A 12,629-nucleotide genomic window follows, 5' to 3' on the forward strand; every position below is an offset into this window, starting at 1 on the left:
TTAATTAAATCGTAACGGGTGCCATCTCGGATTGCATCCGGGAGGCCGCACCGCAGCCTCTCCCGTTATACCGACAGAGGCAATACTCACACCCTCAGGAACTGCGAGCCCTTGCTGAAATCCAGCCCGTGAAAGATCTTGGCGTTAAGATCGCCGGGCGGCACGTCGAACTGCTTGTAGAGCATGGCCGCAGCGACTTCGCGGACGTCGGCCGTCGGCATCAGGTCCCGGTCGTCGAGCAGTTGCTGGTCGCCGATACCCGGCCATTTGCCGAGCACCTTGCCGCCTTCGATCGCGCCGCCGGCAAGCAGACAGCATCCGCCGGTGCCGTGGTCCGTTCCCCCGGAGCCGTTCTGGCGGACGGTACGGCCGAATTCGGTCATCGCCAGCACCACCGTCGTTTTCCAGACGTCCGGCCCCATCGTATCTTTCAGCGTTACGATCGCCTGTGTCAGGTCTCCGGCCGCCTTCTTGAACTGGCTTGCCTGCTGGACATGCGTGTCCCAGCCGTTGATCGAGAAGCTGGCGATCCGATAGTCGCCGCGCAGCATCTTAGCCGCCAGCCCAGCGATATCGGCGATCTGTTCGCCCCGCTTGGCGCCGGGCGGCATGCCCATCTCGGCCGACTGGTCTGCCCGCGTCGCCTCCTCCATGGCCTTGGCGAAGGCCGGGTCGTTGGCATAGAGGCGCTTCAGGAACTGCGCCTCGTCGCCCCCCGTCCCGAGCGTCGAATCCGAAGCCCAGACATCGGCGATGTTCGGCCCGGAGAGAATGAGTTCCGTCGAGGTATTGATGTCGATCGCCTTGCGCGCCGTCGAGCGCGGTATCACTGCGAGCGCCCGGTTCAGCCAGCCGGTCTTTTCCTCCGCCACATGATCGCCGCCCGATTCCAGCATGTCCTGGCCGTCGAAATGGCTGCGCGCATTGCGGTAGGGGGTCGAGACCGCGTGGATGAACGCCAGTTCCCTCGCCTTCCACATCGGCATCAGCCCGGCGGCTGCGGGATGAAGCCCGAAAAAGCCGTCGAGGTCGAGAAGGCCCTGGTCCGGCCTGATGGCGATATCCGGTCGCAGTCCCGCAAAAGACGCGTCGCCATAGGGCTGAACAAGGTCCAGCCCGTCCATGGCACCGCGCAGGACGATGGTGACGAACCGGTTGTCGCCCGGCATCGCGGCAAAGCTTATCGGCGTGAACACGGGCGCTGCGGCGAGGCAGCAGGCGGAGGCGAGAAAGCTGCGGCGGGAAAGGGACATGATCCTGCTCCTAGCGTCGGTTGAAGTCGGGCGAGGCGAGCACCAGTGTCAGCCCCGTCATCCGGTTGGGTGCCTGCGAGACGACACGGATGGTGTCGTCTCGCGCCGCATCGGCGAGCGTCGTCTTGAGGAACTCGCGCGGATCGTCCTGCTTGCCGTAGCGGCCGGCGGCACGGCGGGCCCAGGCGAGCCGCTCCGACAGGGCGCTGGCATTGATCCAGGCATCGAAACTGTCGGGAAAGCCCGCAGGGCTCGGCGGCTCCCACACCGGCTCACCCATGCGGCGAAGGGCATAGAGCCCGAGGCCCCGCGGCACATAGAGGGTCGCGTCGAAGGCCGCCTGCTCCTGCTTGCGCCGCTGCGCCTCGGCATCGGCCGCCATATCGCCGGGCGGTGACATCTGTGCACCTGTGCCGCCGCCGCTCATGGTGTTGGCCATGGTCGCCGCACCGGCTGTAGCGACCGGCGCGCCTGCATTGGCTGGCGCAGGCGCAACGGCCGGAGTGACCGATGGCGCCATCGTCGCGGCAGCTGCTGCTGCCGGTGGCGTTGCATCGGCGACTTCGAGGCTTTGCGGCGGTGGGCTGACGGCCACTGGATTGCGCGGCATATTGAGGGCGCGCAGGCCGGCGACGACGAAATCGAACGGCGCACGCGCCTTGGCACCCTCGCCGCTCCAGGCATCGGGATGGTCGAGCATGGTGGCATAGACGGCGGTCAGGTCGCCCTTGGTGTTCTTCCAGCAATCGACCATGACGTCGATCATCGCTTGCGGCGGCTGGTCGGCGATAAAATGCGCGACCAGCTTGCGACAGATATGCTGGGCGGTCTTTGAATGAAGCGCGAGATCGTCGAGCATGGCCAGATAGTCGCCCTCGCGACGGACCTTGCCGCCATAGGTCACGCCCAGCACGTCATGGCTGCCGGGCTCCGACATGCCCGGCTTGAAATCCACCGACACCGCCTGCCGGTCGAGCGCGATACCGGTCAGCACCATGGCGGCCGAGCGCACGTCCGCCTGGGTGTAGCCGCTGCCCGCACCGAGCGTGTGCAGTTCGATCAGTTCACGCGCGAGATTTTCGTTGAGACCCTTTTTCTGTTTCAGGCCGGCGGGCGAGTTCGGTCCGAGCGATTGCGACTGGTCGAGATAGATCAGCATCGCCGGATGGCGCGTCACCGCTTTCAGAAGCACGGGAAACGGTGCACCGATATTCGGACGGATCGCCTCGGCCTCGAAGAGCGGCACGATCAAACGCATCTGCTGGGTCTTCTGGGCGCTGACGGAAAAATGGTTGACCCAGAAGCTTGCCAGCCGCTCGTAGAAGCCATTCGGCGAGAACACCGCCTGGGCGATGCGCGCGTCGGCGTCGCGCTGGTAGATGGCGTCGAGGCGGTGGTAGACCGCATTCTCCCGCGCCCGTTTGGTCTCATCGGGATCGTTTCCCTTGCGGATCGCCTGCAGCTGGTCGGCGACATCGGCCACCGCCTTGCGACGGGCATCGAACCCGCCGACGGGAAACAGCGGCGGGCTGGTGCTACCGTCCCTGATCTGCGCGAGAAGGGCTTGCTTGTCGGCAGGTGGCGGTTCGCCCGGCCGAAGACCGGTGCCAAACCGCAACGCTGCCATTGTCTGAAAAGAAATGCTCATGCCTGCCACCGTTATCGTTCATTCGGGGATCAAGAACGAGTGACAGGCTGCCAGCCAATTGCGTCCGGAATGTTCGGAAAATGCGGCTTTTTCCAGACATGGACAAGATGTAACCGGACGTGGACGAACCTGTCCGGACGTTAATGCAGGACGATCAAGGCGAGCAGCGACAGAAGCAGCGCCGGCACCATCACCACGACGCCGAGTTTCAGGAAGGCAAAGGCTCCGACCTGCAGCCCTTCGCGCCGGAGTGCCGTCAGCCACAGGATGGTCGCCAGCGAGCCGGTCACCGACAGGTTGGGGCCGAGATCGACGCCGATCAGGATCGCCCCGGATATGGTATCGGAGGCATGCGCCGCCTGGACCGCACCGCCCGCAACGAGGCCTGCCGGCAGGTTATTGACGAGATTGGCAAGGAAGGCGACGGCAACGCCGGCAACCGCCGCCGTCTGTCCCGGTGCCGAGGCGGCGCCGGCCGAAAGCTGGTCGGCCAGTATCTTGGTCAGCCCGGTCTTCTCCAGCGCCTGGACGACGACGAAAAGCCCTCCCACCAGCGGCAACACGCTCCAAGACATCGCGCGCAATGTCTCCATCGGGCTCTCCCGGCCGACGACCACGATCAGCGCTGCCGTCACGAGACCGCAAACGAAAGTCGGCAGTCCGAGGTCGAGACCGAATGCCGAGGCGCCGATCAGGATCAGCGCGGTGACGACGAGACCGGCACCGGCAAGCTTTGCGGTCGGCGTCAGATGCGGCGCCTCGACATTGCTGGCGACGCTGTCCTGCAACAGCACGCGGCGCTGCGTCCAGTAGAGCAGCACATAGGTGGAGACGACGGCCGCGATCGAGGGCAGCGCAAAGGTCGCAAGCCAGCGCCCGAGCGGCGGCATGTGACCGCCCCCGAAAATCACCAGATTGGCGGGATTGGAGATCGGCAGCACGAAGCTTGCAGCATTGGCGATGAACGCGCAGATGAACAGGTAGGGCAGCGGCTCCTTGACCTTGGCGGCCTTGGTCGCGGCGTAGACGGCCGGCGTCAGCACCACGGCGGTCGCGTCATTGGACAGGAACACGGTGACGACGGTGCCGACGATATAGATGAGTGCGAACAACCGGACCGGCGACCCTTTCGCGCGACTGGTGGCGATGGCGGCCAGCCAGTCGAACAGCCCTTCGCGGCGGGCAAGTTCGGAGAGCAGCATCATGCCGACCAGGAACAGGTAGACGTCGAGCCCCTTGCCGACGCCCTCCCATGCCTCCGGCAGCGTTAGTAGCCCGAGGGCAACCAGCAGCACGGCGCCGGCAACGGCCCATATGGCTTCAGGCCAGCGAAACGGGCGCGTGATGACGCCAAGCGCGGTCAGGGCGGCGATGCCCCACGTCAGGGGAACGGCGTGGCTCATCATAGGCTCGGGCCCGTCCTTAGAGCTGCCTGCATGTCTTGCCTCCTGGTTTCCCGACCAAATCATTGTGTTGAATGTCATAGTTGGCGTCGGGCCGGACAACGGTGCCGGCAGCGCCGACCCTCTACGTTAAGCGCCCTCCCCGGATCACCACGGCAGCGGACCAAAGTCGTGAAGACTGCCGGACACCGGGTTCATTCAGGCATGTGGGAGGTGCCGGCCGCGTCCCGGAGTGGGTCGCGTACAAATCAGCCGCAGCGAACGAAAAGCCGCCCTGTCGACCTCACGGATGGTCCGCGCCAAGGACTTTCACCCGGGATCAAACAAAAAGGCCTGCGCTGGGTAAGGCGATTACTCCGCAGCTTTTTTCTTTGCCGGCTTTTTCTTGGGCGCCGCTGCGGCGGCGGCCTTGGCGTCCTCTTCTTCCTTGGCAAGGCGAAGGGCGCGCAGGCGCGTGGTCTTGGCTTCGCGGGCGCTGTCGCGCGCGTCGATCAGCGTGTAGGCCGCCTCGTTGGTCGCGTCGATCTTGGTTATCGCGGTTGGTCTTTTTGTCGGCGCGTCGGTCATGGGTCGGTCTCCGCGTTCTGCTCACAGCCAAACCGGGGCATGAAAATCATCACCCCGGCCGCTATCCAATTGACTTGCCTGCCGTTCCGTGCGGTAACGAACAGACCTAACTATATAAGCGCAATCAACACTAAGCGGCCTCCAAGGTCAATCGATAGCGCTGCGGATAATCATTCATGGGCAATAACCGGCTGGCAATCTCGTTGCCATCTTTTATACTATTCGGCATCCATACTTTCGATTGCGTTGAACTGGAACTGAGCTGACGATGAGCGATGACACACCCATCCGTACGCCGTTCGATGCGATCGACCTGGATCATCTCCGCCGCCTGGAAGCGCTGGAGGCCTACGACATCCTGGATACCGCGCCCGAGCCGGAATTCGACGATATCGTCTACATCGCCTCTACCGTCTGCAATACCCCGGTATCGCTGGTCAGCCTCGTCGAGGCCGATAGGCAGTGGTTCAAGGCACGGATCGGTTTCGAGCCCGGCGAAACGCCGATCGACCAGTCGGTGTGCGCCCATGCGCTGACGTCGCCGGAACTGCTGATCATTCCCGACCTCACCGTCGATCCCCGCACCCGGCACAATACACTCGTCACCCAATCGCCATTCATCCGCTTCTATGCCGGAGCGCCGCTGATCGTGCCCGGTGGCGCGGTGATCGGCACGCTCTGCGTCATCGATACGGTGCCACGCCCGGAAGGGCTGGATGAAAACCAGCAGAACCTGCTGCGGGCACTGGCGCGCCAGGTGGTCGCCTTCATGGAAACGCGGCGCGTATCCCACCGCAAGGACGAACTCTTCCAGCGCCAGAAACGTCTCGCCGCCAGCATCCGCAACAGCGCCAACAAGAACGTCGCCGCCCAGCAGGCCGGACGCATCGGCACCTTCGAAATCGATATTGCCACAAGCCAGGTGCGCGCCTCCGACGAGTTCTGCCGCATCTTCGACGTGCCCCCCGCCGACGTCCATCCGACCTCGCTGTTCGAGTCGATGGTCGTGCCGGAAGACCGCCATATACAGTCGAACGAGGCGACCCGCAGGAATGGGGCAGCGCCTGTCGAAGTCGAATACCGCATCCAGACGGCAAACCACGGGACGCGATGGATCTCCCGCCACGCCAAGTACCAGTACGACGCCGACGGCAAGCCGATCACCATGTTCGGCATGGTCCAGGACGTCACGTCGCTGAAGCGGGATGCGGCGCGCGTCCAGGCGCTGCTCGATCTCGGCGACCGGCTGCGCGAACTCGACGACATCGAATCGATGGCGCTGGCAGCCTCCGACCTGATGGCCAAGGCGCTGGACGCCAGCCGTGCCGGTTTCGGGCTGGTCGACGTCGTCGCCGAAACCCTGATGATCCAGCCGGAATGGCGAGCGCCCGGCGTTGCCAGCCTCGCCGGTCTCCACCATTTCCGCGACTACGGCGATTTCGTCGATGAGCTGAAGGCAGGTCAGACGGTTATCGTCACCGATGTCGCGACCGACCCGCGTACCCGCCACAGGGCACAAGCGCTGCTCGATATCGGCATCCATGTCCTCGTCAACCTGCCGGTCTTCGACCACGGACAGTTCAAGCTGGCCGTCTTCGTCCACCACGACAGACCGCACGAGTGGACGCAGCAGGAAATCGACTTCGTGCGCAGTTTTGGCGACCGCATGCATCTTGCTATCGCCAGGCTCCAGGCGGAATCCGACCAGGATGTGCTGAACCGCGAAATCGGCCATCGCCTGAAGAACACATTCGCGATGGTCCAGGCGATCGCCTCGCAGACCTTGCGGCCGATCATCGAGCAGGAGCATGTTCGCAATTTCGAGCGCCGGCTATACGCACTTAGCTCCGCCCACGATTCGCTTATCACCCAGGACAGCGACGGGGCGGACATCGGCGCAGTCCTCATGCGGACTGCCGAAACCCTCGGTGTCACCGAGCGGATCGACGTGCACGGGCCGTCCATCAATTTCGGTCCGCGCAGCACTCTGTCGGTGTCGCTGCTGTTCCACGAGCTGGTGACCAACGCCATGAAGTACGGTGCCCTTTCGAACGAGGACGGCCGTGTCGCGGTCGAGTGGCAGGTGCTTGAGAGCAACGGCAACCGCGTGCTGACGATGCGGTGGACGGAGAGTGGCGGCCCGCCGGTGACAGAGCCTACACGCACCGGTTTTGGTTCAAGGCTGATTAAACGCGGCTTCATGGGAACAGGCGGCGTTACGCAGAGTTACTCAAGCCTGGGCTACTCGGTCGAAATGACCGCCGCGCTTTCACAGCTCCAAAGGGCGAACTGACAGATGGCAGAGACATCGCCGACCAAGAAAATCGTTCTCGTCGTCGAGGATGAACCGCTTTTGCGGATGATGGCGGCAGATCTGGTTGAGCGGGCCGGCTTCGAAGTGATCGAGGCGACCGATGCAGACGAGGCGGTGCATATCCTCGAAACCAGGACCGACATCCGCATCGTTTTTACGGATATCGACATGCCAGGTAGCATGAATGGGATGTTGCTTGCCGCCGCCATCCGCGACCGCTGGCCTCCGATCGACATTATCATCACCTCCGGCCATGCCACTGCCGAAGAGGTCATAATGCCGGCACGCAGCATCTTCTTCTCAAAGCCCTACGACACGACCAAGCTTACCGCGACGCTGCACGCTCTGGCGGCCCGCGTCTACTAGTCTCAGCCGCCAGTGGTGTGCCCGCACCATTATCATTCAGACATGGCGCCGTGTCACAAACCGGCAGCGGGCTCTTGCAGCAGGCATTGCTCCTTCATACCTTAAGGTCCGGGATCTGACCGACCGCGCAGCGTCCTCGTGCTCCCCCGACCAACAGACTGCCGCGAGGATAAGCCCGTGCCAATTGAAAAACTCCTGCCATCCATAGTCGCCCTACGCTCCAGCATTGCCGAGGACGCCTTCACCGCCTCGACGCTTGGAACCATCCGCGAGGGCAGCGGCGTCGTCATTCGCGACAACGGCCTGGTGCTGACGATCGGCTATCTCATCACCGAGGCGGAAGAAGTCTGGTTGACGCGCAGGGATGGCAAGGTCGTCCCGGCGCACGCCCTCGCCTTCGATCAGGAGACCGGCTTCGGGCTCGTCCAGGCGCTCGGCCCCCTCGACGTACCGGCTCTGCCGATCGGCGATGCGACCGCCACGCAGCTCGGAGATGCGGTCGTGCTCGCAGATGGCCTCGGCAATGCGGTGTCGTCGAAAATCGTCGCCAAGCAGGAATTCGCCGGCTACTGGGAATATCTCCTCGAGGAAGCGATCTTCATCTCGCCGGCCCACCCGTCCTGGGGCGGTGCTGCCCTGATCGACGAACACGGCAAACTGCTCGGCATCGGCTCTCTGCGGCTGCAGATGAGCCAAGGCGGCAAGGTCGCCGATATCAACATGGTCGTGCCGATCAACCTCCTGGAGCCGATACTCGACGACCTGCTGAACCGCGGCCAGATCGACAAGCCCCCACGTCCGTGGCTGGGCGCTTTTTCGGCAGAGAACAACGGTGAAGTCGTGGTGATGAATGTGGCTCCAGGCGGACCGGCTGCGGAAGCAGGCCTGCGTCCCGGCGACATCATCTCGGAAATCCGCGATGCGGAAGTCGATGGGCTGGCAGATTTCTACCGTCAGGTCTGGAAGAGCGGACCGGCTGGCGCCGAGATCCCGATGCGCGTGCTGCGCGACGGCCGCGAAGCCTGGCTGCGTGTAAAATCCGCGGATCGCGGCAGCTTTCTCAAGAAGCCGCAGATGCAATAGGCAGATAAACGTCGGCAGCGATCACCGAACCGCTGCCGACATCGTTTTCGTCAGTTGAATTTTCCACGCCTGGATTTCTTGGCGAGCCGCAGGACATGGTCGTCGGCGATGTCGGCGAGAATGACCGCCACTTCCATCTCACGCCAGCCAGCTGCACTTGCCTCGGCAACGAGGCGCGCAAAAGCGATCTCCATCGCGCTCGCGCAATCGGTCGCGCGTTCGTGGTCTTCTTCTGTGGTTTTGGGCGAAATTTGACTATCCATTACTCTACCATGACGCGAAACGGATTGAATGTGAAGTCCCGTTGACTTGATATCAGACCATATAACCTATCCGTGTGTCATTCTGGGGCCCATTTTTGGGTTCACTTTGTTTGCCGCCTCCGTGACCCTGCGGCTGTGGCCGCCTGTAAAATGAGATCAGCAGGGAACCATTATTTCTACCGTGTGTTGGTTGCCGCTTTACAAGAGACAGCAAATATATAATTCGCTGGAACTCTTGAGCTATCAACGCCATCGGCTGGTGCAGCCACGGCCCATCCGGAGGTGCGAATGCAGACATCATCGAAAACCGGCCTCTCCGGCCGTTCGCTCGTGGCGCTGGCGTTTCTCAATTTTTTCCTCGCAGATGCCCGCGATGGGCTCGGGCCCTTTCTCGATGGGTTCCTTGCGACCAACGGCTGGAGCCCGATGACGCTGGGGTTCATAGCCACCCTCGGCGGCATCCTCGGCATGGTGGCAACGCCGCTGTTCGGCGCCTGGGTGGATGCATCCAGCCACAAGCGAATGCTGATCATCCTGCCCGTCGTGCTGATCAATGCAGCCGCCGTGTGGACGCTGGTCAGTCCCGGTGATTTTTCGGTGTTCGGCGGCCAGTCGGCCACCGCCGTCGTCGGTGCCGTCGTCGGCCCGGCGCTGATGGGACTGACGCTCGGTCTGGTCGGCCAGAGGGCGTTTTCACGCCAGGTGTCGCGCAACGAGTTCTGGAACCACGCCGGCAACGTCGTATCGCTCGCCGGCGTCTATGCAGCCTCGGTGTTCTTCGGCCTCACAGGCATCATCGTGCTGATGGTCGTCACGGCGGTAGCAACCATCATCGCGGTGCTGGCGATCGACCCGGACAAGATCGACAACAGGGTTGCCCGTGGCCTCGGCTCGGAAGACGGCGACGGCAAGGACCAGCCCTCCGGGTACAACGTTCTCATCGGCACCAAGGGGCTAGTGCTGCTGGCGGTGACATTGCTGGTCTTCCATTTCGGCAATGCGCCGATCAGCCGCCTGATTGCCCAGGACTTCTCTCTGCAGCTCGGCACCCCCTTCCGGACAACAGCCATCACCACGGGCGTCTCGCAGCTGTCGATGATCGTCATGGCGCTTGCCGCACCGTTTCTGATCCGTCGCTTCGGCCTTGCCACGGTATTCATCCTTGCTCTCTGCGCCCTCCCCATTCGCGGCGCCATCGCCGGCAGTTTCCACGAATTCGCCGTCATCTTCCCGGTCCAGGTGCTGGACGGCATCGGCGCCGGGCTGATCGGCATCGCCACGCCCATCGCTGCGGAGCGCATCCTGTCCGGTAGCGGGCGCTTCAACGTCGGCCTTGCCGCCGTCATGACGGTGCAGGGCATCGGCGCCTCGCTCAGCAACGTCGTCGCCGGCTGGCTGACATCGGAGGGCGGCTACCCGCTGGCCTATTGGGTGCATGGCGGCGTTGCGGCGATTGCTCTCGCGATCTTCATCTACGGTCGCCACAGCATTGCGCCGGAAACACGGGACCGCCGTGGAGTGACAGACGGCGCCACCGCATAGCCCTCGCCCTTGACTTCGCAGGCCAACAAGAACATTTTGAGAACAAATTAAAGGGCATACATCATGGCGGCGGAAAAATTCATCATCATTCCATACAAGAAGGTCCGCAATGGCCTGGCTCCCGGCGAAATGCGCCAGGCTTCCAACGCCGCCAGCGCGGAAAAGATCGCGGCTGCCATGTCTGAGCGATTCGTCGGCGTTGCCGCCTATGCCGTCACCGTCGACGAGGAGACCGGTGACATGACCTCGCCGCGCCTGCTGGCAAAGCACGGTGACATCGCCGAACTCAACCCGTAATCTGTTGCATTAATCCGGATGCGTCGTATCGCGCGGCGCATCTATCGCCTCAGCGCTTGGCAATCGTCGGGCTTGAAACCTTGTCGCCGACGGCAAGGCCGAGCTTCTTCACGATGCCGCCGTTCAGTTCGATCACGTATTTCACCGGCCCGCCGGAATCGATGATCGTCTGCGAATAGGGCACGGCGTTCTCGACAATATGCGTCACACCGCCTGCCGTGTCGACGAACAGCATGTCGAGCGGCAGGACGGTATTTTCCATCCACATCTGCACATGCTGCGCCTTGTCGAAATCGAACAGCATGCCGTGGTCGGCAGCCATCTGGCGACGAAACATCAGGCCGTATTCGCGCTGTGGACCGCTGACGGCAACCTCTACGGTGAACGTATGCGCTGTGCCCGTCTTGCCGGTGATCGTCAGCGTCTCGCTCGCAAAATGCGGCGCCTGCTTGACGACATCTGCGGCATCGGCTGTTGCTGCATGACCGGAGAAAGCCAAAAAAAGCGCCAGAGGGGCGCTTTTCAGGAGAGATGCGAGACGCATGGCCATCAGTGCGACCTGCCTACCGGGCTTGGCGTATCCGGATGGATTTCAGCTGCCATCATGCCCTTGTCGCCCGGTCCGAAGCGTACAAGCACCACCTGTCCCGGCCGAAGCTCGGTGAGGCCGAAACGGCGCAAGGTTTCCATGTGGACGAAGATGTCCTCCGTCCCCTCGCCTCGCGTCAGAAAGCCAAAACCCTTGGTACGGTTGAACCATTTGACGATAGCACGCTCGAGACCGCTGGTGGCGGTGACCTGGACATGGGTGCGGGCTGCCGGCATCTGCGAAGGGTGCAGCGCGGTCGACTGGTCCATCGAAAGGATCTTGAAGGCCTGGTAGCCACGCTCGCGGCGCTGGATCAGCGCGACAATCCGCGTTCCCTCGAGGATCGTCTGGTAGCCGTCGCGGCGCAGGCACGTCACGTGCAGCAGCACGTCCTGCATGCCATTGTCCGGAATGATGAAACCGAAGCCCTTGGCAACGTCGAACCACTTGACCAGCCCGGTGATCTCGATGAGATCGACGGCTTCACCCGCCAGATCCTCAAAGTCGGCAATTTCAGTCGATGAAGTCCTGTCACCCATCTTCGCCAGCCCCTTGGATACACGTTACGCTGTTACGGTTAACTGATTCTCGAAATCAAGATTAACATCTTGGTAACGGAAAAGCGCAAGTCCTGTTTTGTTTATTCCCTGACGCTGATTTGAGCCGCTACACTTGCCTGGGGCTGGCGTTGGTACAGATAAGACTGGACCCATTCACATTAGAAAGGAAATAGAATGCGTTATCTCCACACGATGGTCCGGGTGAAGGATCTCGACGCCGCGCTGCACTTTTACACGACGCTGTTCGGCATGACGGAAATCCGTCGCTACGAGAACGAGAAGGGGCGGTTCACCCTGGTGTTTCTCGCAGCCCGCGACGATCTCGACCATGCCGGCACGCATATGTCGCCCTGCCTCGAGCTCACCTACAACTGGGACACCGAGGACTACGACGGCGGCCGCAACTTCGGTCACCTCGCCTATGAGGTCGACGACATCTATGCGACATGCCAGAAACTGATGGATGCAGGCGTCATCATCAACCGTCCGCCCCGCGACGGTCACATGGCCTTCGTGCGCTCGCCGGACGGCATTTCCATCGAGATTCTCCAGAAGGGCGACAACCTGCCGAGCGCTGAGCCCTGGGCTTCGATGACCAACACGGGCGTCTGGTAGCCCCAGGCTTTCCCGAGGCTTGCAGGAAAGTCGAATGACGACCTGCAAGCCATCTTCGCCCTTGCCGACGGGCAAGCGCGCCAGCATGGTCCGGCTATCGAAGCATCACGCATCGAATCGTCGCGGCCT

Annotated in this window: 13 protein-coding genes; 6 read left to right on the forward strand and 7 right to left on the reverse strand. The window is 62.7% G+C overall.

Going from position 1 to position 12,629, the window contains the following annotated elements; genetic code table 11:
* Nucleotides 1-86 precede the first annotated feature (86 nt).
* The 4 genes from J5289_RS12090 to J5289_RS12105 form a co-directional block, all read right to left on the reverse strand.
* Nucleotides 87-1,253, reverse strand: coding sequence for a DUF1501 domain-containing protein (locus J5289_RS12090; protein WP_209183911.1), 1,167 nt, complete (start codon nt 1,251-1,253; stop codon nt 87-89).
* Nucleotides 1,254-1,263: 10 nt separating this feature from the next.
* Nucleotides 1,264-2,901, reverse strand: coding sequence for a DUF1800 family protein (locus J5289_RS12095; RefSeq protein ID WP_209183912.1), 1,638 nt, complete (start codon nt 2,899-2,901; stop codon nt 1,264-1,266).
* A gap of 140 nt (nt 2,902-3,041) precedes the next feature.
* A complete protein-coding gene (locus tag J5289_RS12100; protein ID WP_374108267.1) occupies nt 3,042-4,307 on the reverse strand; it encodes an arsenic transporter in 1,266 nt (421 codons plus the stop codon).
* A gap of 348 nt (nt 4,308-4,655) precedes the next feature.
* Complete coding sequence (locus J5289_RS12105; protein ID WP_133255649.1) at nt 4,656-4,871, reverse strand: hypothetical protein; 216 nt, start codon at nt 4,869-4,871, stop codon at nt 4,656-4,658.
* 268 nt (nt 4,872-5,139) lie between these two features.
* On the opposite strand from J5289_RS12105, the gene J5289_RS12110 reads away from it, so the two are divergent.
* The 3 genes from J5289_RS12110 to J5289_RS12120 all read left to right on the forward strand — a co-directional run bounded on the left by J5289_RS12110 (nt 5,140) and on the right by J5289_RS12120 (nt 8,634).
* A complete protein-coding gene (locus tag J5289_RS12110) occupies nt 5,140-7,164 on the forward strand; it encodes a GAF domain-containing protein (RefSeq protein WP_209183914.1) in 2,025 nt (674 codons plus the stop codon).
* 3 nt (nt 7,165-7,167) lie between these two features.
* A complete protein-coding gene (locus J5289_RS12115; RefSeq protein ID WP_209187479.1) occupies nt 7,168-7,551 on the forward strand; it encodes a response regulator in 384 nt (127 codons plus the stop codon).
* A gap of 177 nt (nt 7,552-7,728) precedes the next feature.
* Nucleotides 7,729-8,634 (forward strand): S1C family serine protease, encoded by a 906-nt coding sequence (locus J5289_RS12120; RefSeq protein WP_209183916.1) that lies wholly within the window; start codon nt 7,729-7,731, stop codon nt 8,632-8,634.
* Nucleotides 8,635-8,684: 50 nt separating this feature from the next.
* Here the strand turns inward: J5289_RS12120 and J5289_RS12125 are convergent, their stop codons facing one another.
* Entirely contained in the window at nt 8,685-8,897 is a 213-nt protein-coding gene (locus J5289_RS12125) for a hypothetical protein (RefSeq protein WP_209183917.1), read from the reverse strand.
* 288 nt (nt 8,898-9,185) lie between these two features.
* On the opposite strand from J5289_RS12125, the gene J5289_RS12130 reads away from it, so the two are divergent.
* On the forward strand, nt 9,186-10,439 hold the full coding sequence (locus tag J5289_RS12130; RefSeq protein ID WP_209183918.1) for an MFS transporter: 1,254 nt from the start codon (nt 9,186-9,188) through the stop codon (nt 10,437-10,439).
* 60 nt (nt 10,440-10,499) lie between these two features.
* Nucleotides 10,500-10,736 (forward strand): hypothetical protein, encoded by a 237-nt coding sequence (locus tag J5289_RS12135; protein ID WP_111221779.1) that lies wholly within the window; start codon nt 10,500-10,502, stop codon nt 10,734-10,736.
* Between the two features lie 49 nt (nt 10,737-10,785).
* Here J5289_RS12135 and J5289_RS12140 read toward each other — a convergent pair whose 3' ends face one another.
* Both J5289_RS12140 and J5289_RS12145 read right to left on the reverse strand, forming a co-directional pair.
* A complete protein-coding gene (locus tag J5289_RS12140) occupies nt 10,786-11,286 on the reverse strand; it encodes a DUF192 domain-containing protein (protein ID WP_209183919.1) in 501 nt (166 codons plus the stop codon).
* Nucleotides 11,286-11,864 (reverse strand): cold-shock protein, encoded by a 579-nt coding sequence (locus J5289_RS12145; RefSeq protein WP_142823021.1) that lies wholly within the window; start codon nt 11,862-11,864, stop codon nt 11,286-11,288. Before J5289_RS12145 ends, J5289_RS12140 begins: the two co-directional genes overlap by 1 nt.
* Before the next feature lie 195 nt (nt 11,865-12,059).
* Between J5289_RS12145 and gloA the strand changes: the two genes are divergently transcribed.
* Nucleotides 12,060-12,500, forward strand: coding sequence for a lactoylglutathione lyase (gloA, locus tag J5289_RS12150; RefSeq protein ID WP_209183920.1), 441 nt, complete (start codon nt 12,060-12,062; stop codon nt 12,498-12,500).
* The last annotated feature ends 129 nt before the right edge of the window (nt 12,501-12,629 follow it).

It is taken from the genome of Rhizobium sp. B230/85 (assembly GCF_019355735.1).
Taxonomy (GTDB): domain Bacteria; phylum Pseudomonadota; class Alphaproteobacteria; order Rhizobiales; family Rhizobiaceae; genus Rhizobium; species Rhizobium rhododendri.